This is a genomic window from Enterobacter sp. N5-15 (assembly GCF_057221635.1).
This window is the reverse complement of sequence record NZ_CM170150.1, coordinates 4,329,442-4,352,267: the sequence shown is the minus strand read 5'-3', so window position 1 is coordinate 4,352,267 and position 22,826 is coordinate 4,329,442. Positions and strand designations below refer to the sequence as shown.

19 protein-coding genes are annotated in these 22,826 nt (G+C 55.9%); 10 read left to right on the top strand and 9 right to left on the bottom strand.

Annotation, left to right across the window (positions count from 1 at the left end; all coding sequences use genetic code 11):
• The first annotated feature begins 4 nt into the window (after window positions 1-4).
• From aaeB to AC2TE5_RS20550, 3 genes are all read left to right on the top strand, one after another.
• On the top strand, window positions 5-1,972 hold the full coding sequence (aaeB, locus tag AC2TE5_RS20560) for a p-hydroxybenzoic acid efflux pump subunit AaeB (RefSeq protein WP_219321626.1): 1,968 nt from the start codon (window positions 5-7) through the stop codon (window positions 1,970-1,972).
• 90 nt (window positions 1,973-2,062) lie between these two features.
• The gene (locus tag AC2TE5_RS20555; RefSeq protein WP_213751841.1) at window positions 2,063-3,517 is read left to right on the top strand and encodes an NAD-dependent succinate-semialdehyde dehydrogenase; all 1,455 of its coding nucleotides are present in this window, start codon (window positions 2,063-2,065) and stop codon (window positions 3,515-3,517) included.
• 45 nt (window positions 3,518-3,562) lie between these two features.
• A complete protein-coding gene (locus tag AC2TE5_RS20550) occupies window positions 3,563-3,835 on the top strand; it encodes a barstar family protein (RefSeq protein WP_063143598.1) in 273 nt (90 codons plus the stop codon).
• A gap of 62 nt (window positions 3,836-3,897) precedes the next feature.
• Here AC2TE5_RS20550 and yhcN (AC2TE5_RS20545) read toward each other — a convergent pair whose 3' ends face one another.
• The 3 genes from yhcN (AC2TE5_RS20545) to argR form a co-directional block, all read right to left on the bottom strand.
• On the bottom strand, window positions 3,898-4,164 hold the full coding sequence (yhcN, locus tag AC2TE5_RS20545; protein WP_023333630.1) for a peroxide/acid stress response protein YhcN: 267 nt from the start codon (window positions 4,162-4,164) through the stop codon (window positions 3,898-3,900).
• Window positions 4,165-4,276: 112 nt separating this feature from the next.
• On the bottom strand, window positions 4,277-4,540 hold the full coding sequence (gene yhcN, locus AC2TE5_RS20540) for a peroxide/acid stress response protein YhcN (protein ID WP_023309389.1): 264 nt from the start codon (window positions 4,538-4,540) through the stop codon (window positions 4,277-4,279).
• A gap of 375 nt (window positions 4,541-4,915) precedes the next feature.
• Entirely contained in the window at window positions 4,916-5,386 is a 471-nt protein-coding gene (gene argR, locus AC2TE5_RS20535) for a transcriptional regulator ArgR (protein WP_023309388.1), read from the bottom strand.
• Window positions 5,387-5,783: 397 nt separating this feature from the next.
• Between argR and mdh the strand changes: the two genes are divergently transcribed.
• Window positions 5,784-6,722 carry a malate dehydrogenase gene (gene mdh, locus AC2TE5_RS20530; RefSeq protein WP_213328844.1) on the top strand — a complete coding sequence of 313 codons (939 nt, stop codon included), beginning with the start codon at window positions 5,784-5,786 and terminating at the stop codon, window positions 6,720-6,722.
• A 57-nt stretch (window positions 6,723-6,779) separates the two neighbouring features.
• On the opposite strand, the gene degS is transcribed toward mdh, so the two are convergent.
• The 3 genes from degS to zapG all read right to left on the bottom strand — a co-directional run bounded on the left by degS (window position 6,780) and on the right by zapG (window position 9,876).
• Window positions 6,780-7,847 (bottom strand): outer membrane-stress sensor serine endopeptidase DegS, encoded by a 1,068-nt coding sequence (gene degS, locus AC2TE5_RS20525; RefSeq protein ID WP_213328845.1) that lies wholly within the window; start codon window positions 7,845-7,847, stop codon window positions 6,780-6,782.
• Between the two features lie 91 nt (window positions 7,848-7,938).
• Window positions 7,939-9,306 carry a serine endoprotease DegQ gene (gene degQ / locus AC2TE5_RS20520; RefSeq protein WP_484612283.1) on the bottom strand — a complete coding sequence of 456 codons (1,368 nt, stop codon included), beginning with the start codon at window positions 9,304-9,306 and terminating at the stop codon, window positions 7,939-7,941.
• Window positions 9,307-9,477: 171 nt separating this feature from the next.
• Window positions 9,478-9,876: a Z-ring associated protein ZapG gene (gene zapG / locus AC2TE5_RS20515; RefSeq protein ID WP_008502832.1), complete on the bottom strand. Its 399-nt coding sequence runs from the start codon at window positions 9,874-9,876 to the stop codon at window positions 9,478-9,480.
• 189 nt (window positions 9,877-10,065) lie between these two features.
• Here zapG and zapE point away from each other — a divergent pair, with 189 nt between their 5' ends.
• The 5 genes from zapE to sspB all read left to right on the top strand — a co-directional run bounded on the left by zapE (window position 10,066) and on the right by sspB (window position 13,767).
• Window positions 10,066-11,190 (top strand): cell division protein ZapE, encoded by a 1,125-nt coding sequence (gene zapE / locus AC2TE5_RS20510; protein WP_213328847.1) that lies wholly within the window; start codon window positions 10,066-10,068, stop codon window positions 11,188-11,190.
• Window positions 11,191-11,480: 290 nt separating this feature from the next.
• Window positions 11,481-11,909, top strand: coding sequence for a 50S ribosomal protein L13 (rplM, locus tag AC2TE5_RS20505; protein ID WP_006178824.1), 429 nt, complete (start codon window positions 11,481-11,483; stop codon window positions 11,907-11,909).
• Between the two features lie 15 nt (window positions 11,910-11,924).
• The gene (rpsI, locus tag AC2TE5_RS20500) at window positions 11,925-12,317 is read left to right on the top strand and encodes a 30S ribosomal protein S9 (RefSeq protein ID WP_003860436.1); all 393 of its coding nucleotides are present in this window, start codon (window positions 11,925-11,927) and stop codon (window positions 12,315-12,317) included.
• 308 nt (window positions 12,318-12,625) lie between these two features.
• Entirely contained in the window at window positions 12,626-13,264 is a 639-nt protein-coding gene (gene sspA / locus AC2TE5_RS20495; RefSeq protein WP_023333624.1) for a stringent starvation protein SspA, read from the top strand.
• A gap of 5 nt (window positions 13,265-13,269) precedes the next feature.
• Window positions 13,270-13,767, top strand: a complete 498-nt coding sequence (gene sspB, locus AC2TE5_RS20490; protein WP_024906337.1) for a ClpXP protease specificity-enhancing factor — start codon at window positions 13,270-13,272, stop codon at window positions 13,765-13,767.
• A 30-nt stretch (window positions 13,768-13,797) separates the two neighbouring features.
• Here the strand turns inward: sspB and AC2TE5_RS20485 are convergent, their stop codons facing one another.
• Window positions 13,798-15,216 carry a glutamate synthase small subunit gene (locus AC2TE5_RS20485; protein WP_193941261.1) on the bottom strand — a complete coding sequence of 473 codons (1,419 nt, stop codon included), beginning with the start codon at window positions 15,214-15,216 and terminating at the stop codon, window positions 13,798-13,800.
• A gap of 9 nt (window positions 15,217-15,225) precedes the next feature.
• Complete coding sequence (gene gltB, locus AC2TE5_RS20480; protein WP_484612282.1) at window positions 15,226-19,686, bottom strand: glutamate synthase large subunit; 4,461 nt, start codon at window positions 19,684-19,686, stop codon at window positions 15,226-15,228.
• Between the two features lie 687 nt (window positions 19,687-20,373).
• Between gltB and mnmL the strand changes: the two genes are divergently transcribed.
• Window positions 20,374-21,315 (top strand): tRNA modification radical SAM protein MnmL/YtqA, encoded by a 942-nt coding sequence (mnmL, locus tag AC2TE5_RS20475; protein ID WP_213328848.1) that lies wholly within the window; start codon window positions 20,374-20,376, stop codon window positions 21,313-21,315.
• On the opposite strand, the gene AC2TE5_RS20470 is transcribed toward mnmL, so the two are convergent.
• The gene (locus AC2TE5_RS20470; protein ID WP_484612281.1) at window positions 21,295-22,797 is read right to left on the bottom strand and encodes a helicase HerA-like C-terminal domain-containing protein; all 1,503 of its coding nucleotides are present in this window, start codon (window positions 22,795-22,797) and stop codon (window positions 21,295-21,297) included. The genes mnmL and AC2TE5_RS20470 overlap by 21 nt on opposite strands.
• Window positions 22,798-22,826 lie beyond the last annotated feature (29 nt).

Genomic DNA, 22,826 nt, shown 5'->3' with positions numbered 1-22,826 from the left:
CGCCATGGGTATCTTTTCCATCGCCAGCCAGCACATTCGCTTCGCCGTGAAGCTGGCGTGCGCCATCGTGCTGGCGCTGTTTGTCGGCTTCCACTTCCAGCTTGAAACTCCTCGCTGGGCGGTGTTAACGGCCGCCATTGTCGCGGCGGGTCCTGCCTTCGCCGCGGGCGGGGAGCCCTATTCAGGCGCGATCCGCTATCGCGGGATGCTGCGTATCATCGGGACGTTTATCGGCTGCTTCGCGGCGCTGACCATTATTATTTTGATGATTCGCACCCCGCTGCTGATGCTGATGGTCTGCTGCATCTGGGCGGGTTTCTGCACCTGGATCTCGTCTCTGGTGAAAGTGGAGAACTCTTACGCCTGGGGGCTGGCGGGCTATACCGCGCTGATTATTGTCATCACCATTCAGTCTGAACCGCTGCTCGCCCCGCAGTTTGCGGTTGAGCGCTGCAGCGAGATTGTGATTGGTATTGTCAGTGCGATCGTCGCTGACCTGCTTTTCTCCCCGCGCTCCATCAAGCAGGAAGTCGACCTTGAGCTTGACGCGCTGATTGTTGCTCAGTACCAGCTGATGCAGCTCTGCATTAAGCACGGCGACAGCGAAGAGGTGGATAAAGCCTGGAGCGGGCTGGTACGCCGTACGCAGGCGCTTGAAGGAATGCGCAGCAACCTTAATATGGAGTCCTCGCGCTGGGCTCGCGCGAATCGTCGTCTGAAAGCCCTCAACACCGTCTCTCTGACGCTGATTACCCAGGCATGTGAAACCTATCTGATTCAGAACACCCGCCCGGAAGCGGTCACCGATACGTTCCGCGAATTGTTTGCCGAGCCGGTGGAAACCGTGCAGGACGTACACAAGCAGCTTAAGCGCATGCGCCGGGTCATTGCCTGGACCGGGGAGCGCGACACGCCGGTAACCATCTACACCTGGGTCGGCGCCGCGACGCGCTACCTGCTGCTGAAGCGCGGCGTGATCGGCAACACCAAAATCAGCGCGGCGGAAGAAGAGGTGCTGCAGGGGGAAGTGGTGATCAAAGCGGAATCCGCCGAGCGCCATCACGCCATGGTCAACTTCTGGCGTACGACCCTTGCCTGCATGCTCGGCACGCTGTTCTGGCTGTGGACGGGCTGGACGTCCGGCAGCGGCGCGATGGTGATGATTGCCGTCGTGACCGCACTGGCGATGCGTCTGCCTAACCCGCGTATGGTCGCCGTTGATTTCCTCTACGGCACCATTGCCGCCCTGCCGATAGGCGCGCTCTATTTCCTGGTCATCATCCCGTCGACGCAACAGAGCATGCTGCTGCTCTGTATTAGCCTGGCGGTAATGGCGTTCTTTATCGGCATTGAAGTGCAAAAGCGGCGCCTGGGATCGCTGGGGGCGCTGGCGAGTACGATTAACATCATCGTGCTCGATAACCCGATGACCTTCCATTTCAGCCAGTTCCTCGACAGCGCGTTAGGTCAGCTGGTGGGCTGTTTCCTGGCCATGATGGTGATACTGCTGGTTCGGGATAACTCGCAGGCAAGAACGGGCCGCGTGCTGTTGAACCAGTTCGTGTCGGCTGCCGTGTCGTCGATGACAACCAATACCGCGCGCCGTAAAGAGAACCACCTGCCCGCTCTCTACCAGCAGCTGTTTTTACTGCTGAACAAGTTCCCGGGCGATATCGCGAAGTTCCGCCTGGCGTTAACCATGATCATCGCGCACCAGCGTCTGCGTAACGCGCCCGTGCCGATCAACGACGACCTGTCGGCCTGGCACCGCCAGCTGCGTCGTACCGCCGATCACGTGCTTTCCGCCAGTAGCGATGACAAACGGCGTCGTTACTTTACGCAGCTGCTTGAAGAGCTCGATATCTATCAGGAAAAGCTCAAGCACTGGGAGGCACCGCCTCAGGTGACCGAGCCGGTAGGACGGCTGGTGTTTATGCTGCATCGCTACCAGAATGCCCTCACGGACAACTGACAGACGTAAAAAAACCGACGCCAAAAGCGTCGGTTTTTTTGTGGCTATACTTATTCCAGCACGTTCTTACATTTCAGAAAGGGAGAACACATGACGACGCAGGCGCTTCAGGACCACATCCTTTTTCAGACCGGTTATCTGGTCAACGGAATCTGGAAAACGCTGGATACAACCTTTGATGTGCTGAACCCCGCGACCGGTGAGGTCATTGCTAAAGTCGCAAAAGCGGGTAAAGCGCAAACCGAAGACGCTATCGCAGCGGCTACCCAGGCCTTCCCGGCATGGCGTGCCAAAACCGCGAAAGAACGCTCGGCCATTCTCTACCGCTGGTACGAACTGATCATTGAGAATAAAAGCTGGCTCGGGCGGTTAATGACCACCGAACAGGGCAAACCCCTGAAAGAGGCGGAGGGAGAAGTCGAGTACGCCGCCAGCTTTATCCAGTGGTTTGCCGAAGAGGCCAAACGCGCGAACGGTGAAATTATTCCGCCGATCAAACCCGGCTCACGCATTCTGGCGACCCGTGAACCCATTGGTGTGGTCGCGGCGATTACGCCGTGGAACTTCCCGATGGCTATGCTCACCCGCAAGTTGGGCCCGGCGCTGGCAGCAGGATGTACCGGGGTGATCAAACCGGCCAACAACACGCCGCTCAGCGCCTTTGCGCTGCTTACGCTGGCGAAACAGGCCGGTGTGCCCGACGGCGTGCTCAACGCCGTGGCCGGGAATACGCATGAAATCAGCGATGCGATCATGGCCAGCCGCGACGTGCGTAAAATCTCCTTCACCGGTTCAACCTCCGTCGGCAAGACGCTGGTGCGTAACGCCGCAGAAACCATGAAAAAAGTCTCTATGGAGCTGGGGGGGAATGCCCCGTATATCGTTTTTGAGGATGCGGACATCGACGCAGCGGTAAAGGGGGCGATCGCCAACAAGTTCCGCAATGCCGGGCAGGTCTGCGTCAGCGTGAACCGTTTTTATATTCAGGAAACCGTCTACGACAAATTTGTGAATAAACTCGCCGATGCGGTGAATGCGCTGAAGGTGGGCAATGGTCTTGAGGAGGGAGTGGTCGTCGGGCCGCTGATTGAATCTTCTGCGGTCAACAAGGTGCGTGAGCATGTCGACGATGCCGTTGCCCGGGGCGCAACCGTACTGGCTGGGGGTAAGCCCCATCCGCTTGGCGGGAATTTCTGGATGCCAACCGTACTGGGCGACTGCCATGAAGGCATGAAGCTGGCAGAAGAAGAGACGTTTGGCCCGGTGGCGGCGTGCTTCCGTTTCACCTCGGAAGATGAAGTCATCCAGCGCGCCAACAATACGCCGTATGGGCTGGCGGCTTACTTCTATACCCAGAATCTCTCCCGGGTCTTCCGCGTTTCACAGGCAATCGAGAGCGGGATGATCGGCATTAACGAGTGCGCCGTCTCCACGGAGCTCGGCCCCTTTGGCGGCGTAAAAGAGTCTGGTCTTGGACGAGAGGGCTCCGTGCTGGGGCTGGAAGAGTATCTGGAAGTTAAAACCCTGCATATTGGGGGATTATAATAGACAGGGCGGCATCTGCCGCTCGCCTGGACTGGGTGGCTGGCAATGAAAACCTATACGTTTGATTTTGACGAGATCGACAGTCAGGAAGACTTCTACCGTGAATTTATCCGGGCGTTTGATCTTGAACGGGAAAGCGTGACGAATCTGGATACGCTGTGGGACGTGGTCACCGGCAGTCTGTTGCCGCTACCGCTGGAAATTGAGTTCATCCATTTGCCCGATAAGCTTCGCAGACGTTTTGGCGCGCTGATATTGCTGTTCGATGAAGCGGAAGAAGAGCTTGAAGGGCAGCTGCGCTTTAACGCGCGGCATTGAATGAAAAAAAGCCCCTGACCATGAGGCCAGGGGCAAGTCGTATGATGAGATACGACGAGGGTTTATTTATACAGCTCTGCCGTTGCATGCCAGTGGTCACCCTGATTCAGTTCGGTGACGCGATAGCTGCTGGCGCCTGCTTTTTCAGCTTTGGCGGCAAGTTCGTGACGAATATCCATCGGTGAACCGGTGACAGACGTTACGGAGATGCTGCCCATACGCTGTAGATTTTGTGCCTGGTCGGCATTCACCTGCTGTACGGCTGCGCTTGCGCCGAAAGAGAGAACAGATGCCAGACCGAGGGTTGCGATGATCAATTTGGTTTTCATAGTCTTTACTCCTGAATAGGGTTTTTTTACTCAACGGCGAGAAGGGTTGAACCGCTATTTTTATGCCTGGTGCCGTTGAGTGGAGATTTACGTTTTCAGCTATTACTAAAACTTATTTGTACAGCTCAGCGGTGGCGTGCCAGTGGTCACCGGAACGCGCTTCGATGATGCGATAGGATGACGCACCCTGTTCTTCCGCTTTTTTGTTCAGCATCTCATGCATGTCCATTGGCGATGTGCCGACCGCACCGACAGAAACCGTACCGATAGCCTGGCGGGATTGCGCCTGGTCAGCATTGATAGAGTCAGCCGCGAAAGCACCGAATGACAGGACAGACAGGACGCTCAGCGCCGCTACAGTTGATTTGATTTTCATGATTCTTACCTCGTCGAATTTTTTAGTGGGGTCTTGTTTCGTGACCCTCATCACAAAATCAAGTATACACTAATAACGGCAAAAATTAATACCAGACTAATGGTTTCCCTTGTTATTACGTGTTAACCAGTCTGTTTTTTATAACCAAATTGCATAATATTGGGCGTTTTTTGTCCGCTAGTGGCGGGTATATCTAATTAAATCATATGGATATCCGCTTTTGATTTTTTGTGCGATTTTTTGATTTAGCATTCACCAGATGAATGTTAATGGGTGGTAAAAAGCACTATTTGTCAAAGTGAAGGGCAGTGGAAAAGAGGGGGAAACGCAGCAGAAGCAGAACGATCCCCGCAGCGGCGCTACGGGGAGAGGGAATTAGAGTTCCTGTTCGAACAGAACCAGAATCGCTTCGTGGAGATCTTTCACGGAGAAACCGCTAGCCGGTGTGGTAAAGATGGTGTCATCGCCGGCGATAGTCCCGAGGATACCCTCCGTTTTACCCAGCGAGTCCAGCATGCGGGCAATCAGCTGTGCGGCACCCGGGCTTGTGTGGATCACCACGACGGCGTCGTTATGATCGATATCCAGAACCAGATTCTTGAGCGGGCTGGAGGTGGTCGGCACGCCAAGTTCTGCCGGCAGGCAATAGACCATCTCCATCTTGGCGTTACGGGTACGCACCGCGCCAAATTTCGTTAACATGCGGGAGACTTTCGACTGGTTGATGTTATCGAAGCCTTGTTCCTGCAGCGCCTGAACAATTTCTCCCTGAGAACTGAATTTCTCTTCTTTGAGTAGCGCCTTAAACGCCTTTACTAATTCTTCTTGCTTAGACGAGCTTCGCATAAGTCACCCGGAATATGACGATAGAAACAACATTATTATGCATGTGGATGAATTTTTATGCAAATTATCTACCCAGCGGTAGGCTGAAATAATGTTATGAAAGGGAGTGATTTTATCAGATTTCGTTATCAGAAAACATGCCTGGGTCACGCCGCGCAAATAAGCTTAAAAGTAAATTAAATGTTATCAAAATGATGTTGTTTTGGTGGCGGGGCAGGGTGTATTGTAACCACCTCTTAAAGCGTTGCCCTCTGTCCTCAGATAGTCTTCTGATGAGAGATAAAGTCGCGTGACCTCAAATTCTTTAGCTACGAAAATTGTAATTATTTACTTGCTGAATTATGGTCGCCGCAACGGATTTACAGATACTTAAGTTAACCATAATAAGGAGTTTAGGATGAAAGTCGCAGTCCTCGGCGCTGCTGGTGGTATCGGCCAGGCGCTTGCCCTACTACTGAAAACCCAACTGCCTTCAGGCTCAGAACTCTCCCTGTACGATATTGCCCCGGTAACCCCAGGTGTGGCGGTTGACCTGAGCCACATCCCGACCGCTGTAAAAATCAAAGGCTTCTCCGGTGAAGATGCACGTCCTGCACTGCAGGGTGCCGACGTGGTGCTGATTTCTGCAGGCGTGGCGCGTAAGCCAGGCATGGATCGTTCAGACCTGTTCAACGTCAACGCGGGCATCGTGAAAAACCTGGTGCAGCAGATTGCAGAAATCTGCCCGAAAGCATGCATCGGTATCATCACTAACCCGGTGAACACCACCGTGGCTATCGCGGCAGAAGTGCTGAAGAAAGCGGGTGTTTACGACAAAAACAAACTGTTCGGCGTGACCACGCTGGATATCATCCGTTCCAACACCTTTGTTGCTGAGCTGAAAGGCAAACAGCCAACAGAAGTGGAAGTTCCGGTCATCGGCGGTCACTCTGGCGTCACCATCCTGCCTCTGCTGTCGCAGATCCCAGGCGTGAGCTTCACCGAGCAGGAAGTGGCTGACCTGACTAAACGCATCCAGAACGCGGGCACCGAAGTGGTGGAAGCGAAGGCGGGTGGCGGTTCTGCGACCCTGTCTATGGGCCAGGCTGCTGCACGTTTTGGTCTGTCACTGGTTCGCGCTCTGCAGGGCGAGAAAGGCGTTGTTGAATGCGCTTACGTTGAAGGCGACGGCGAACACGCTCGCTTCTTCTCTCAGCCGCTGCTGCTGGGTAAAAACGGTATCGAAGAGCATAAATCCATTGGTACGCTGAGCGCGTTTGAAAAACACGCGATGGAAGGCATGCTGGATACGCTGAAGAAAGATATCACCCTGGGCGAAGAGTTCGTTAACAAGTAAAACGAACCGTCTCCCGGTAAAAAAAACGGAGCTTATCGCTCCGTTTTTTTATGCCTGTCAGTTAGTGGCCGGGTATTCCTGAATCGTTACCTGCAGCGTCAGTTTCTTATCGTTGCGCATGACCTCAACAGGGATGATAGAACCCGGGCGAATTTCTGCCACCTGATCCATCGTCTCCAGCGCGGAGACCGCTGGCGTGCCGTTGACCGACACAATGACATCATTAACCTGAATACCCGCATTAGCGGCCGGGCCACCAGGCGACACCTCGTTGACCACGATGCCCTGAATCTGATCGATACCGCCGCCCTGGGTATGCATCGGCGCAATTTCACGCCCGCCGATACCGATATAGCCGCGGATCACGCGCCCGTCGCGGATCAGTTTATCCATAATTTTGGTCGCCAGCTGGAACGGAATGGCAAAGCCGATCCCTTCCGGCGTCTCACCGTCGTTACTCTTATCGAACGAGAGGGTGTTGATGCCCATCAGCTCGCCCAGCGAGTTGACCAGCGCACCACCGGAGTTACCGTGGTTGATTGAGGCATCGGTTTGCAGGAAGTTCTGCCGCCCGGAGGGGTTCAAACCGATACGACCGGTCGCGCTGATAATCCCCTGGGTGATGGTCTGGCCCAGGTTGTAAGGGTTACCGATAGCCAGTACGACGTCACCAATATGCGGGGTACGTTTACGGTTGATCGGGATGACCGGCAAACCGCCCGTGGCGTTAATTTTCAGCACGGCCAGGTCGGTCAGGCTGTCAGATCCAACGAGTAACGCCTCAAACACGCGGCCATCCTGCAGGGCGACGATGATCTGGTCGGCATCGTTAATCACGTGCTTGTTGGTAATAATGTAGCCGCGCTCGTCCATGATCACGCCGGAGCCGAGTGTACGGATCTCCAACTGGTTATGGGCTGAAGCATTCAGGCCACGGTTATAGACGTTAACCACGGCAGGTGCGGCACGGCGGACGCCCTGGTTATAGGTGGCCGGCGTTTCATCCGTGCTATCGAACTGGGGAGCCGACAGTTTATTGAACTGACGTAAAGACGGCAGCGCCAGCAGCAGCAGGCCAGCGACAATCAAACCGATGACAATAGAACGTAAGAGCTTTAAAAGCATGATGCGCGTGTCGTTAAAATAGGAACGATTTGCAGCATAACATGAGTTATCCGGACATCACACGCAGCGGTGATGTCCGGGTCGCAAATGCTTAGCGCAACAGAATATAGATAGACTCATTGCCACGCATGACCTGCAGGGCAATAACCGCCGGTTTACTTTCCAGCACCTTGCGCAGTTCGGCAATGGACTGCACGCGATTGCGGTTGACACCGATGATCACGTCATCCTGGTGCAATCCAGCCTGTGCCGCAGGGCTGCTCTTTTCGACGGTGTCGATGCTAATGCCTTTCGTACCGTCCTTCAGCTGCCCATCGCTCAGCGTAGCCCCTTGTAGCGCCGGGGCGATAAGCTCCGCACTGGCCGAGGAAGAGGTGCTCTTATCCAGCGTCACTTCAACGTCAAGCGGCTTACCGTCACGTATCAGGCCCAGCTTCACTTTGGTGCCTGGTTCCGTTGTGGCAATCCGCGAACGCAGTTCTGCAAAGCTGCTCAGCGGTTTGTCGTTCAGGCTGACGATCACATCACCCGACTTCACGCCCGCTTTTGCCGAGCCGGAGTTTGGCAGCACTTCACTGACAAACGCCCCGCGCTGTACGTTGATGTTGAACGCTTTTGCGATATCCGCGCTCATCTCCATACCTTTAATACCCAGCAGCCCGCGTTTGACTTCGCCAAACTGAATGAGCTGTTGAGAGAGGGTTTTGGCCATATTGCTGGGGATAGCAAAACCGATCCCGATGCTGCCGCCGCCCGGGGCCAGAATCGCCGTGTTAATCCCAATCAGCTCGCCGTTCAGGTTAAGCAATGCCCCGCCGGAGTTACCACGGTTGATTGAGGCATCGGTCTGGATAAAGTTTTCCAGCCCTTCCAGATTGAGGCCGCTGCGCCCGAGCGCCGAGACGATCCCGGAAGTCGCGGTCTGCCCTAAACCAAAGGGGTTGCCCACGGCGACGGCAAAATCGCCGACGCGCAGTTTGTCCGAGTCCGCGATGGCAATCTGGGTCAGGTTGCTCGGGTTTTGCACCTGCAGCAGCGCGATGTCGCTCTGGTCATCGCCGCCGATCAGTTTGGCATCAAATTCACGGCCATCGTTCAGCTGGACGCTGATTTTATCGGCCTGGCTGATGACGTGATTGTTGGTCAGAATATAGCCTTTTGCCGCATCAATAATGACGCCAGAGCCCAGGCCTTCAAAAGGCTGCGCCTGCTGGTCCGGAGACTCATCGCCAAAATATTTTTTCAATTCTTCAGGGACGCGTTGGCTTTGTACTGCGGTGCCCTCAACCTGAACGCTGACGACCGCAGGCAACACTTTTTCCAGCATGGGCGCGAGGCTTGGAATGGCCGCCTGGCCAGGTACCTGGGTGGGTATGGCGGCGAATACAGGGACGGACGCCGAGAGAGATAACCCGACACTTAACGCGATAGCGCTCAACAGCTGGTTTTTTTTCTTCATCGATGTTGACTCTCGTAACCTGGAATAAAGGAAAAACGGCCCTAAAAACACGTTGATGTTATTGAATTTTAAACCGCTGAACAATGAGGTGTTTAACTAAATGATAGCTGGGGTCATCAAGAAAGGACGGGCGCAATCGCTGCGCCCGTAAAATAAATTCAGGTTGTGCGATTAATCGCGTTTTACACCGCCGCGCAGCAGGCCGGACGCGCCATCGGAATAGTCGCGAGGCATCTGAACGGGCGCCTGATCGTTACCGGCTTCAGAGTCAGCCAGACGGTTGCGGAACGGGTTGGTTTCCGCGGTCATTTCCGGCAGCAGGCTGCTGGAGCTTTTTGCCATATGTTGGTACAGCTGACGATAGTCGGTTGCCATGTTGTCCAGCAGCTCGGCGCTACGGGCAAAATGGCTGACCAGCTCTTCGCGATACTCTTCCAGCTCGGCTTTGTTCTTTTCCAGTTCGTACTGCAGTGACTGCTGCTGACGCAATTTGCGATTACCGAAACGCATGGCCACAGCACCGATGACGATGCCGACGACTAAACCGATTAGCGCATATTCCCAGGTCATGAACTTCTCCCGTTGTCTTGTTGTTCCGTAGGGTGTTGGCTCGGCTCCTGCCTGTGCCTGATAATGCCACTATAACCGCTATTTCTGCAGAAGTGGAATCCTGACGTATCATCGCGTAGTGTAGAACGGCCTTTTTTTCATCAGTCACGTCTGCTGGTGAGCGTTAATTGAAGGAATAACAATAAGATTATGCAAAACCTGTCCCCTGCATCGCGTTATCAACTGGCCCTAAACGAGGGCACTCATCAGCCTGATGACGTTCAACGTGAGGCGGTAAACCGTCTGGAGATGATTTATCAGGAGCTCACGGCAAAACCCGCTGAAGTCGAACAGAACGGTGGGCTAAAGGCGGCGTTTGGGCGGTTGCTCGGTAAAAAAGCGCCACAGGCTCACGCGCCGGTGCGCGGTTTATATATGTGGGGCGGGGTCGGTCGCGGAAAAACCTGGCTGATGGACCTGTTCTATCTGAGCCTGCCTGGCGCACGTAAACAGCGTCTGCACTTCCATCGTTTTATGCTGCGGGTGCATGAAGAGCTGACTGCACTACAGGGCAAGAGCGATCCGCTGGAGATTGTGGCCGACAGGTTCAAGGCGGAAACCGACGTGCTCTGCTTCGACGAGTTTTTTGTGTCTGACATCACCGACGCCATGCTGTTAGGCGGCCTGATGAAAGCGCTTTTTGCCCGCGGGATCACGCTGGTGGCCACGTCGAATATCCCGCCGGATGAGCTCTATCGTAACGGCCTGCAGCGGGCACGCTTCCTGCCCGCCATCGATGCCCTCAAGCAGCACTGCGATATCATGAACGTCGATGCCGGTGTTGACTATCGTCTGCGCACGCTGACCCAGGCGCACCTGTGGCTTTCGCCGTTAAATGCAGAGACCACCCGCGAGATGGATAAACTCTGGCTGGCGCTGGCGGGGGCAAAACGCGAGCACGCCCCGGAACTCGAGATTAACCATCGCCCGCTGCCCACCCTTGGCGTCGAAAACCAAACGCTGGCGGTCTCCTTTACGACGCTCTGCGTGGATGCCCGCAGCCAGCATGACTACATTGCGCTTTCGCGTCTGTTCCACACCGTGATGGTGCTGGGTGTACCGGTGATGACGCGGCTGATGGAGAGCGAAGCACGGCGCTTCATTGCGCTGGTGGACGAGTTTTATGAGCGCCACGTCAAGCTGGTGGTCAGCGCCGAGGTACCTTTATATGAGATTTACCAGGGCGAGCGGCTGAAGTTTGAGTTCCAGCGCTGCCTGTCGCGCCTGCAGGAGATGCAGAGCGAGGAATACCTGAAGCTGGAGCATATGCCGTAAATGCCACCCTCTCCCTGTGGGAGAGGGGCTGGGGGTGAGGGCACCAGACCGCACAATATCTAACCCCGAAAAACCCATTCCAAATCGCATTTAAGGGTCGATCTTTGACCTCAACTTCTCTATAATCTTGCGACCCCACGTTACGAGAAGGTTTTTTTCCCAAAACTTTCTATGTGTCGGCATGTGCTATTCGAAGGGGTAGGTTTGCCGGACTTTGTCGTGTGAGCCTCAACTGACTAAACGTTTGGGTGTTCACCAACGTGTAACTTATTTATTTGGGTAAGCTTTTAATGAAAACTTTTACAGCTAAACCAGAAACCGTACAGCGCGACTGGTATGTTGTTGACGCGACCGGTAAAACTCTGGGCCGTCTGGCTACTGAACTGGCTCGTCGCCTGCGCGGTAAGCATAAAGCGGAATACACTCCGCACGTTGATACCGGTGATTACATCATCGTTCTGAACGCTGATAAAGTTGCTGTAACCGGCAACAAGCGTACTGACAAAGTGTACTATCACCACACCGGCCACATCGGTGGTATCAAAGAAGCGACCTTTGAAGAGATGATTGCCCGCCGTCCTGAGCGTGTGATTGAAATCGCGGTTAAAGGCATGCTGCCAAAAGGCCCGCTGGGTCGTGCTATGTTCCGTAAACTGAAAGTTTACGCAGGCAACGAGCACAACCACGCGGCACAGCAACCGCAAGTTCTTGACATCTAATCGGGATTATAGGCAATGGCTGAAAATCAATACTACGGCACTGGTCGCCGCAAAAGTTCCGCAGCTCGCGTTTTCATCAAACCGGGCAGTGGTAAAATCGTAATCAACCAGCGTTCTCTGGAACAATACTTCGGTCGCGAAACTGCCCGCATGGTAGTTCGCCAGCCGCTGGAACTGGTTGATATGGTAGAAAAACTGGATCTGTACATCACCGTTAAAGGTGGTGGTATCTCCGGTCAGGCAGGTGCGATCCGTCACGGTATCACCCGCGCTCTGATGGAGTACGACGAATCCCTGCGTTCTGAACTGCGTAAAGCTGGCTTCGTTACTCGTGACGCGCGTCAGGTTGAACGTAAGAAAGTGGGTCTGCGTAAAGCACGTCGTCGTCCACAGTTCTCCAAACGTTAATCCATTCTGCTTACGCAGAACGATTGGCGAAAAACCCGCTTCGGCGGGTTTTTTTATGGATAATGCGCAGGTTATCCACAATCTCCATGCATATATCTTCTCTTTTTCCACATTTCCAGAATCCCCTCACCACAAAGCCATCAAAATCTGGTAAACTATCATCCAATTTTCTGCCCAAATATCGGTGAATACTCGATTTTTGTTCGTTTCTTGAACAATGTGTTTTCCCTGGGATGGGCGATACAACATCTGGCTGGCCCCTGTTGGGCTGGTAGCAGTAAAAATTCTGAATATACCTGGAGGTTTTCATGGCTGTCGCTGCCAACAAACGTTCGGTAATGACGCTGTTTTCTGGTCCTACTGACATTTATAGCCATCAGGTTCGTATCGTGCTGGCCGAGAAGGGTGTCAGTTTTGAGATCGAGCATGTGGAAAAGGATAACCCGCCTCAGGATCTGATCGATCTCAACCCGAGCCAAAGCGTACCGACGCTAGTGGATCGCGAGCTGACCCTGTGGGAATCCCGTATCATTATGGAATATCTGGATGAGCGTTTCCCGCATCCGCCGCTGATGCCTGTTTACCCTGTCGCGCGTGGTGAAAGCCGCCTGTACATGCAGCGTATCGAAAAAGACTGGTACTCGCTGATGAACGTTATCGTCAGCGGTTCCGCTTCTGAAGCCGACGCTGCGCGTAAGCAGCTGCGTGAAGAGCTGCTGGCAATCGCGCCTGTGTTTGGTCAGAAACCGTTCTTCCTGAGCGATGAGTTCAGCCTGGTGGATTGCTACCTGGCACCGCTGCTGTGGCGTCTGCCAACCCTGGGCGTAGAGTTCAGCGGTCCTGGCGCGAAAGAGCTGAAGGGCTATATGACTCGCGTATTTGAACGCGACTCTTTCCTGGCATCTTTAACTGAACCGGAACGTGAAATGCGTCTCGGCCGAGGCTAATGACTGTGGAAATGTCACAACTTACCCCACGCCGTCCGTATCTGCTGCGCGCCTTCTATGAATGGCTGCTGGATAACCAGCTCACGCCGCACCTGGTTGTGGATGTGACGTTGCCGGGCGTGCTGGTTCCTATGGAATATGCGCGTGACGGACAGATCGTACTGAACATTGCGCCGCGTGCGGTGGGTAACCTGGAGCTGGCAAACGATGAAGTGCGCTTCAACGCGCGTTTCGGCGGCGTGCCGCGTCAGGTTTCCGTACCTCTGGCAGCCGTGCTGGCTATCTACGCGCGTGAAAACGGTGCGGGTACCATGTTCGAGCCGGAAGCGGCGTATGATGAAGATGTTGCCAGCCTGAATGATGACAACGCATCCGATGAGCGCGAAAGCGACACGGTGATGTCACTTATTGATGGCGATAAACCCGATCATCACGACGACAATGACCCTGATGACGATCCGCCTCCGCGCGGTGGTCGTCCGGCACTTCGCGTCGTGAAATAAAAAAACAGGCCCAATCGGGCCTGTTTTTTTTTACACTTCCAGGAAGTTCAGTATACCGTCAGCCGCCTTGCGGCCTTCGGCAATCGCCGTCACCACCAGGTCAGAACCGCGAACGATATCGCCGCCGGCGAAGATTTTCGGGTTGCTGGTCTGGAACGCGTTATCGCTACCTTCCGGCGCGATTACGCGGCCCTGTGAATCCAGCTCGACGCTGTGCTTCGCCAGCCACTCCATGCTGTGAGGACGGAAACCGAACGCCATCACCACGGCATCGGCCGGGATCACGTGTTCAGAACCGGCGACGATCTCGGCGCGACGACGGCCTTTCGCATCCGGTGCCCCCATCTCAGTGCGCGCCATCTTCACGCCGCTCACTTTACCGTTGGCATTCACTTCAATACCCAGAGGCTGGATGTTGAACTGGAACTCCACGCCCTCTTCACGCGCGTTTTTCACTTCGCGTTTAGAGCCCGGCATGTTCTCTTCGTCACGACGGTAGGCGCAGATCACGTGTGCCGCATTCTGACGAATGGAGGTACGCACGCAGTCCATCGCGGTATCACCGCCGCCCAGCACCACCACGCGTTTGCCTTCCATGCTGACGAACGGCTCATCGGCGGTTTCGCCGTAGCCCATGATCTGCTTGGTGTTGGCAATCAGGAACGGCAGCGCGTCAAACACGCCCGGCGCATCTTCGTTCTCCAGACCGCCGCGCATGGACTGATAGGTGCCCACGCCGAGGAACACGGCGTCGTAATCCTTCAGCAGGTCGTCGAGCTGCACGTCGCGGCCCACTTCCACGTTCAGTTTGAACTCAATGCCCATGCCGGTGAAAATTTCACGGCGACGGGTCATGACCTCTTTTTCCAGCTTGAAGGCCGGGATACCGAAGGTCAGCAGACCGCCGATTTCCGGATGGCGGTCAAAGACCACCGCCTTCACGCCGTTGCGGGTCAGCACGTCCGCACAGGCCAGGCCCGCCGGACCTGCACCGATGATGGCCACGCGCTTGTCGGTTTGACGCACGCCGGTCATATCCGGACGCCAGCCCATCTCGAACGCTTTATCGTTGATATAGCGCTCGATGTTGCCGATGGTCACCGCACCGAACTCGTCGTTCAGAGTACAGGAGCCTTCGCACAGACGGTCCTGAGGACACACGCGGCCGCACACTTCCGGCAGGGTGTTGGTCTGGTGAGACAGCTCGGCAGCTTCAAAAATACGCCCTTCATTGGCCAGCTTCAGCCAGTTCGGGATGTAGTTGTGTACCGGACATTTCCATTCGCAGTAAGGGTTACCGCAGGACAGGCAGCGGTCTGCCTGCGCTTTGGCCTGGCCTTCTGAAAACGGCTCGTAGATTTCAACAAATTCAATTTTGCGGATCTTCAGCGGTTTCTTTGGCGGATCAACACGCTGCAGGTCGATAAACTGGTATACGTTCTGGCTCATCTGAATTCCTTACTGCGCCTGCACGCGCAGCTCTGCTGCGCTACGACTACGGTGACCCAACAGGGCTTTAACATCGCTGGACTTAGGCTTAACCAGCGCGAATTTCGCAGAGAACGCCGGCCAGTTCGCCAGGATCTCTTCGCCGCGCGAAGAACCGGTATGCTGCACGTGTTCGGTAATCAAGCCGCGCAGGTGTTCTTCATGGATAGCCAGCGTATCAACGTCCAGCACTTCCACCAGCTCCGGGTTCACGCGTTTGCGGAACTCACCGTCTTCGTCCAGGACGTACGCAAAACCGCCCGTCATGCCCGCGCCGAAGTTCACGCCGGTTTTACCCATTACGCAAACAATCCCGCCCGTCATGTATTCACACCCGTTATCGCCAATGCCTTCCACCACGGTGATAGCACCGGAGTTACGCACCGCAAAACGCTCGCCCGCGCGGCCTGCTGCGAACAGACGACCGCCGGTCGCGCCGTACAGGCAGGTGTTACCGATGATGCTGGCTTCATGGCTGCGGAAGGCTGAGCCGACCGGAGGACGCACCGCCAGCAGACCGCCTGCCATGCCTTTACCGACGTAGTCGTTGGCATCGCCAGTCAGGTACAGCTCAACGCCGCCTGCATTCCATACGCCGAAGCTCTGACCCGCGGTACCGCTGAAGTGCGCGGTAATCGGATCCGCCGACAGCCCCTGGTCACCGTGCGTTTGCGCGATGTAACCGGAAAGGGAGGCGCCCACGGAGCGGTCGGTGTTGCGGATATCAAACCAGAACGTTTTGCTCTGCTTGTCGTCCACGTACGGCTTAGCCTGCTGCAACAGCTGCGCGTTCAGCACGCCGTTATCGAACGGCGGGTTGTTCTCGGTGCAGTAGACCGCTTTGCCAGGGTGCGGCTGCGCGGTTTCCAGCAGCTTAGACAGCTCAAGCTTCTGCTGCTTCGCCGTGAAGCCTTCCAGCTCTTTCAACAGGTCGGTGCGGCCAATCAGGTCCACCAGGCGTTTAACGCCCAGCTGCGCCATCAGCTCGCGGGTTTCGCGGGCGATGAAGTCAAAGTAGTTGGTCACTTTGAACGGCAGGCCGTGATAGTGGTTCTTACGCAGCTTCTCGTCCTGGGTAGCCACGCCGGTTGCGCAGTTGTTCAGGTGGCAAATACGCAGGTACTTACAGCCAAGCGCAACCATTGGGCCGGTACCGAAGCCGAAGCTTTCCGCGCCGAGGATCGCCGCTTTGATGATGTCGAGGCCGGTTTTAAGGCCACCGTCCACCTGCAGGCGGATCTTGTGACGCAGACCGTTAGCCACCAGCGCCTGCTGGGTTTCCACCAGGCCAAGCTCCCACGGACAGCCCGCGTATTTCACGGAGGAGAGCGGGCTGGCGCCGGTACCGCCGTCGTAGCCGGCGATGGTGATGAGGTCCGCATAGGCTTTCGCCACGCCGGTAGCGATGGTGCCGACGCCCGGTTCGGAAACCAGCTTCACGGAGATCATCGCCTTCGGGTTGACCTGCTTCAGGTCGAAAATCAGCTGCGCTAAGTCCTCGATAGAGTAGATATCGTGGTGCGGCGGCGGGGAGATCAGCGTCACGCCCGGCACGGAATAGCGCAGTTTGGCGATGTACGGGGTAACTTTATCACCCGGCAGCTGACCGCCTTCGCCCGGTTTAGCACCCTGAGCGACTTTAATCTGGATCACGTCGGCGTTGACCAGGTACGCGGGCGTTACGCCAAAGCGACCGGATGCCACCTGCTTGATGCGGGACACTTTGTTGGTGCCGTAACGCGCCGGATCTTCACCGCCTTCGCCGGAGTTGGAGTTGCCGCCGATGCTGTTCATGGCTTCCGCCAGCGCTTCGTGGGCTTCCGGGCTCAGCGCGCCGATGGACATCGCCGCGGTATCGAAGCGTTTGAACAGCTCGGATGCAGGCTCAACCTCGTCAATGCTGACCGCTTCATCACCCGGGTTCAGGGCAATAAGGTCGCGCAGCGTTGCCGCAGGACGGTTGTTGACCAGCTCAGCGTACTGCTGGTAATCACTGTATTCGCCGCTCTGAACCGCCTGCTGCAGCGTGCGCACCACGTCCGGGTTATAGGCGTGGTATTCGCCACCGTGAACGTATTTCAGCAGACCGCCCTGATCCAGCGGCTTACGTGCCAGCCATGCGCGTTTGGACAGGTTCACCAGATCCTGCTGGAAGTCAGCAAAACCGGCGCCGCCGATGCGGCTGACCACGCCCTGGAAGCAGAGGTTGGCGACTTCGTCATGCAGGCCGACCGCTTCAAACAGCTTCGAACAGCGGTAGGAGGCAATGGTCGAGATGCCCATTTTGGACATGATCTTGTACAGACCTTTGTTGATGCCGTTACGGTAGTTCAGCATCACCGCGCGGTAGTCTTTGTCGATCGCGCGGGTATCCACCAGGCGTGCCAGCGTTTCGTAGGCCAGGTACGGGTAGATCGCCGTCGCGCCGAAGCCTAACAGCACGGCAAAGTGGTGCGGGTCGCGGGCGCTTGCGGTTTCAACAATGATGTTGGCGTCGCAGCGCAGGCTCTTATCGACCAGACGCGTCTGGATAGCGCCAACCGCCATGGGGGCAGGCACCGGCAGACGGTTTTTCGCGATATTGCGGTCGGACAGCACCAGCAGAACGGTACCGTTACGCACCATCTGTTCGGCTTTGTCACACAGCGCATTCACCGTCTCTTCGAGGCTCGCTTCGTTCACGTCGAAAGTAATATCGAGCGTGTCGGCGCGATAGTGCTCCTCTTTCATGGTGGTGAGCTGTTTGAAATCGGAGTACAGCAGGATCGGCGATTTAAAGGTCAGACGGTGCGCCTGGCCTTCTGCTTCGCAGAAAACGTTCATCTCGCGACCGATGCTGGTTGCCAGCGACATCACGTGCGCTTCACGCAGCGGATCGATTGGCGGGTTGGTCACCTGCGCAAACTGCTGACGGAAGTAATCGTAAATGATGCGCGGCTGGCTGGAGAGCACGGCAAACGGGGTATCGTCCCCCATGGAGCCGACCGCTTCCTGACCGTTTTCACCCAGTACGCGAATAACAGAGTCCAGCTCTTCCGCGCTGTAGTTAAACTGTTTCTGGAAGCTCGCAAGCATATCGTCGTCCAGTTCGCGACGACCCACTTCTTCATCCGATAAATCTTCGAACGGCACGAGGCGACGCACGTTCTTCTCCATCCACTCTTTGTACGGATGGCGGCTTTTCAGATCGTGATCGGTTTCGGCAGAGTGCAGAATGCGCCCACCGCGGGTGTCGATAACCATCAGCTCGCCCGGACCGACGCGGCCCTTCTCGACCACTTCGTCAGGCTGGTAATCCCAGATACCGACTTCGGAGGCGCAGGTGATGAGCTTGTCTTTGGTGATGACGTAGCGTGCCGGACGCAGACCGTTACGGTCCAGGTTACAGGCAGCGAAGCGACCGTCGGACATGACGATGCCCGCCGGGCCGTCCCACGGCTCCATGTGCATGGAGTTAAAGTCGAAGAACGCGCGCAGCTCGGGGTCCATATCCGGGTTGTTCTGCCAGGCCGGTGGCACAAGCAGACGCATGGCGCGCACGATGTCCATCCCGCCTGCCAGCAGCAGTTCCAGCATGTTATCCATTGAGCTGGAGTCAGAGCCGGTTTCGTTCACGAACGGCGCGGCATCGTGCAGATCAGGGATCAGTGGCGTCTGGAACTTATAGGTACGAGCGCGGGCCCACTGGCGGTTACCGGTGATGGTGTTGATCTCGCCGTTGTGCGCCAGGTAGCGGAACGGCTGAGCCAGCGGCCAGCGTGGAACGGTGTTGGTGGAGAAGCGCTGGTGGAACAGGCAAATGGCCGATTCCAGACGCAGGTCCGCCAGGTCCAGGTAGAAGCGCGGCAGGTCAGCCGGCATACACAGACCTTTATAGATGTTCACCAGGTTAGAGAGGCTACAAACGTAGAACTCTTTATCGTCCTGGAGACGTTTTTCAATGCGGCGGCGGGCGATAAACAGACGGCGTTCCATATCACGTGGACGCCAGCCCGCAGGCGCGTTAACGAAAATCTGTTCAATACGAGGCAGCGAGGAGAGGGCGATTTCACCGAGCACCCCTTCGTTGGTTGGCACATTGCGCCAGCCGACAATCGACAGGGTTTCACGCTGAAGTTCTTCTTCGACGATGCGGCGTGAGGCGGCAGCCTTTTCAGGATCCTGGTTCAGGAACAGCATGCCGACAGCGTAGTTTTTGGCTAAACGCCAGCCGCGCTCTTCCGCCACGATGCGGAAGAAACGATCCGGTTTTTGCAGCAGCAGGCCGCAACCATCGCCCGTTTTACCATCGGCAAGAATCGCGCCACGGTGCTGCATTCGGGCCAGTGCGTGAATAGCAGTACGCACTACCTTGTGGCTAGGTTCGCCTTCTATGTGGGCGATCAGGCCGAAACCACAGTTATCCTTCTCAAGGGATTTATCGTACAACATATCAGTGAACCTCCCCAGGCTCGTCGGGCTTCCCACTGAACTTTACCGTGGCGCACAGGCACAGAAAGAGCATGGCGACGGGGTTTGCGTTTCATACGCGGACCTCGCATTCGCCCTCTTTTTCATCCTTTCGCGCAGGTAAACAAGTTTGAGGACTTGCTTCAGAGGGAATCTCAATTACTGCATAAATATGATGAGCAGGCCGCTCATCCAGAAAGCTTCCAGCGGATTTCCAACTTATCGGGAATTGGTACACAGGTCAAATGGCAATCTTATTTATACAAAAATGTGCTAAAGAGAGTTTATCTGATTGTAATTAAAGGGTATTTAACTATTTTTACATTGATTGTATGCCCTGGCAGGACGCAACGGAGTGTGATCTGACTCACTATATGAAAGCGGTATTATCAATGTAGCGTGCTGAATAGCAGTTTTATAGCAGAATAATAATCTGGAATCGGCTGCAAACCCGCATAAAGCCACTGTTTTTCAGTGGTGGCGCTATAAATGAAAAAAACAATCAGAACATAAGGAAAAGTAATCACGGATAGCGTGAATGAAATTGCAGTAATCCTGAGTATTTATTCATATAGATAAAGGCCGTCCAGGGCGATTGATCCAGGTCATCGCCGACAGAGGCTAAAAGTGGCAGGCTTGTCCCCTTTCTCCGGGACGGTCTATCAGATTATGCAGTTACAGAAATTAGTCAATATGTTTGGTGGGGATCTTTTGCAGCGGTACGGGCAAAAGGTTCATAAGCTGACGCTGCACGGCGGGTTTAGCTGCCCCAATCGCGATGGCACCATCGGGCGCGGCGGCTGCACCTTCTGTAACGTAGCGTCCTTTGCTGACGAAGCCCAGCAGCATAAATCTATCGCGGAACAGCTCGCCCATCAGGCCAGCCTGGTGAACCGCGCGAAGCAGTATCTGGCCTATTTCCAGGCCTACACCAGCACGTGGGCGGAGGCGCAGGTGCTGCGCTCTATGTATCAGCAGGCCGTCAGCCAGGCTAACATCGTTGGGCTGTGCGTGGGCACGCGCCCGGACTGCGTACCGGACGCGGTGCTGGATCTGCTCAGCGAGTACAAAGAACAAGGCTACGAGATCTGGCTGGAGCTGGGCCTGCAAACCGCGCACGACAAAACCCTGCACCGCATTAACCGTGGCCATGATTTTGCCTGCTACCAGCGCACCACGCGCCTGGCCCGTGAGCGAGGGCTGAAGGTCTGTTCACACCTGATTGTTGGGTTACCCGGTGAAGGTCAACAGCATGGCCTTGAAACGCTGGAAAAGGTGGTTGAGACCGGCGTGGACGGCATTAAGCTGCACCCGCTGCATATCGTTACGGGAAGCATTATGGCGAAAGCCTGGGAAGCGGGGCGGTTAAGCGGAATTGAGCTTGAGGACTATACGGTGACGGCGGGGGAGATGATTCGCCACACGCCGCCGGAAATCGTCTACCACCGCATCTCGGCCAGCGCCCGCCGTCCAACGCTTCTGGCACCGCTATGGTGTGAGAACCGCTGGACGGGGATGGTGGAAATCGACCGCTATCTGCAGGAGAACGGCGTACAGGGGTCGGCGCTTGGCCGCCCGTGGGTTCCCCGTCTACCGGCGACGGCCGCCTAACAGACTCCCCAGCATGCCGCGCACTATCTGATTGGTGACCTGTCGCGCCGCGCTTTTCGCCATGGTTTGTACCACGCCGTCGCGCTTGCCGCCGCGCGGCCCGGTGCTGCCGAACAGAATGTCTTTGAGCCCCCCGAGAATACCGTCATCCACGGCGACAGACTGCCCTTTAGCGGCAGGCGCATCCTGCGATTCGGTGGTCGCCTGCACCCCTTTTTGCAGCATCTCGAACGCGGACTCGCGATCCACCTCGTCTTCGTACTTCCCGTAAACCGGAGAGTGGTTAATCAGGCCGTTACGTTCATCGTCGGTAACCGGCCCCATGCGCGAGCAGGGCGCGATCACCATGGCGCGTTCCACCACGGACGGGCTGCCCTTCGCATCAAGGAACGAGATCAGCGCTTCACCGGTGCCTAACGCCTGAATCGCCGCTTCAGTGTCAAAGGCAGGATTGGCGCGCATGGTTTGCGCGGCGGCTTTCACCGCTTTCTGATCCTTCGGCGTAAAGGCGCGCAGGGCGTGCTGCACGCGGTTACCAAGCTGGCCGAGCACGTTATCCGGGATATCCGACGGGTTTTGTGAAACAAACCAGACGCCGACCCCTTTGGAGCGGATCAGGCGAATGACCTGTTCAATTTTATCCAGCAATACCTGCGGCGCGTCGTTAAACAGAAGGTGCGCTTCGTCAAAGAAGAACACCAGCTTCGGTTTTTCCAGATCGCCCGCTTCCGGTAACTGCTCGTACAGTTCGGAGAGCATCCACAGCAGGCTGGCGGCGTAGAGCTTTGGCATCTGGTAGAGCTTTTCCGAACTCAGAATGTTGATGATGCCTTTGCCGCTGCTGTCGGTGCGCATCCAGTCTTTGATATCCAGCATTGGCTCGCCAAAGAAGTGTTCGGCCCCCTGTTGCTCCAGGGTCAGCAACCCACGCTGAATGGCGCCCACCGAGGCGCTGCTGATATTGCCGTACTGGTTCTGGAAGGATTTGGCGTTATCGCCGATGTACTGCGTAATGGCGCGCAGATCTTTAAAATCAAGCAGCAGCAGTCCCCGATCGTCGGCAATGCGGAAGATAATATTCAGCACGCCGGACTGCACGTCGTTGAGGTTAAGCAGACGGGCCAGCAGCAGCGGGCCGAGATCGGAGACGGTGGCGCGCACCGGATGGCCTTTTTCACCAAAGATATCCCACACCACCACCGGATTGCTATGCGGCGTCCAGTCCGTGATGCCAATATTCTTCAGCCGTTCGAGCAGTTTTTCAGAGGCCGTCCCTTCCTGAGCCACACCGGATAAATCGCCTTTCACGTCAGCCATAAAGACCGGTACGCCAATCTCCGAAAGCGACTCCGCCAGCTTTTGCAGGGTGACGGTTTTCCCCGTCCCGGTCGCTCCGGTGATCAGACCGTGGCGGTTCGCCATCGCGGGCAGTAAATACAGCTCTTTTTCCAGCGTCCGGGCAATTAACAATGGTGTACTCATGATGCGCTTCCTCTCTTTGTCCTGGGTGG

Coding starts and splice junctions, on each gene's coding strand:
- aaeB (WP_219321626.1), top strand. CDS start 5: ATGGGTATCTTTTCCATCGCCAGCCAGCACATTCGCTTCGCCGTGAAG.
- AC2TE5_RS20555 (WP_213751841.1), top strand. CDS start 2,063: ATGACGACGCAGGCGCTTCAGGACCACATCCTTTTTCAGACCGGTTAT.
- AC2TE5_RS20550 (WP_063143598.1), top strand. CDS start 3,563: ATGAAAACCTATACGTTTGATTTTGACGAGATCGACAGTCAGGAAGAC.
- yhcN (WP_023333630.1), bottom strand. CDS start 4,164: ATGAAAACCAAATTGATCATCGCAACCCTCGGTCTGGCATCTGTTCTC.
- yhcN (WP_023309389.1), bottom strand. CDS start 4,540: ATGAAAATCAAATCAACTGTAGCGGCGCTGAGCGTCCTGTCTGTCCTG.
- argR (WP_023309388.1), bottom strand. CDS start 5,386: ATGCGAAGCTCGTCTAAGCAAGAAGAATTAGTAAAGGCGTTTAAGGCG.
- mdh (WP_213328844.1), top strand. CDS start 5,784: ATGAAAGTCGCAGTCCTCGGCGCTGCTGGTGGTATCGGCCAGGCGCTT.
- degS (WP_213328845.1), bottom strand. CDS start 7,847: ATGCTTTTAAAGCTCTTACGTTCTATTGTCATCGGTTTGATTGTCGCT.
- degQ (WP_484612283.1), bottom strand. CDS start 9,306: ATGAAGAAAAAAAACCAGCTGTTGAGCGCTATCGCGTTAAGTGTCGGG.
- zapG (WP_008502832.1), bottom strand. CDS start 9,876: ATGACCTGGGAATATGCGCTAATCGGTTTAGTCGTCGGCATCGTCATC.
- zapE (WP_213328847.1), top strand. CDS start 10,066: ATGCAAAACCTGTCCCCTGCATCGCGTTATCAACTGGCCCTAAACGAG.
- rplM (WP_006178824.1), top strand. CDS start 11,481: ATGAAAACTTTTACAGCTAAACCAGAAACCGTACAGCGCGACTGGTAT.
- rpsI (WP_003860436.1), top strand. CDS start 11,925: ATGGCTGAAAATCAATACTACGGCACTGGTCGCCGCAAAAGTTCCGCA.
- sspA (WP_023333624.1), top strand. CDS start 12,626: ATGGCTGTCGCTGCCAACAAACGTTCGGTAATGACGCTGTTTTCTGGT.
- AC2TE5_RS20485 (WP_193941261.1), bottom strand. CDS start 15,216: ATGAGCCAGAACGTATACCAGTTTATCGACCTGCAGCGTGTTGATCCG.
- gltB (WP_484612282.1), bottom strand. CDS start 19,686: ATGTTGTACGATAAATCCCTTGAGAAGGATAACTGTGGTTTCGGCCTG.
- mnmL (WP_213328848.1), top strand. CDS start 20,374: ATGCAGTTACAGAAATTAGTCAATATGTTTGGTGGGGATCTTTTGCAG.
- AC2TE5_RS20470 (WP_484612281.1), bottom strand. CDS start 22,797: ATGAGTACACCATTGTTAATTGCCCGGACGCTGGAAAAAGAGCTGTAT.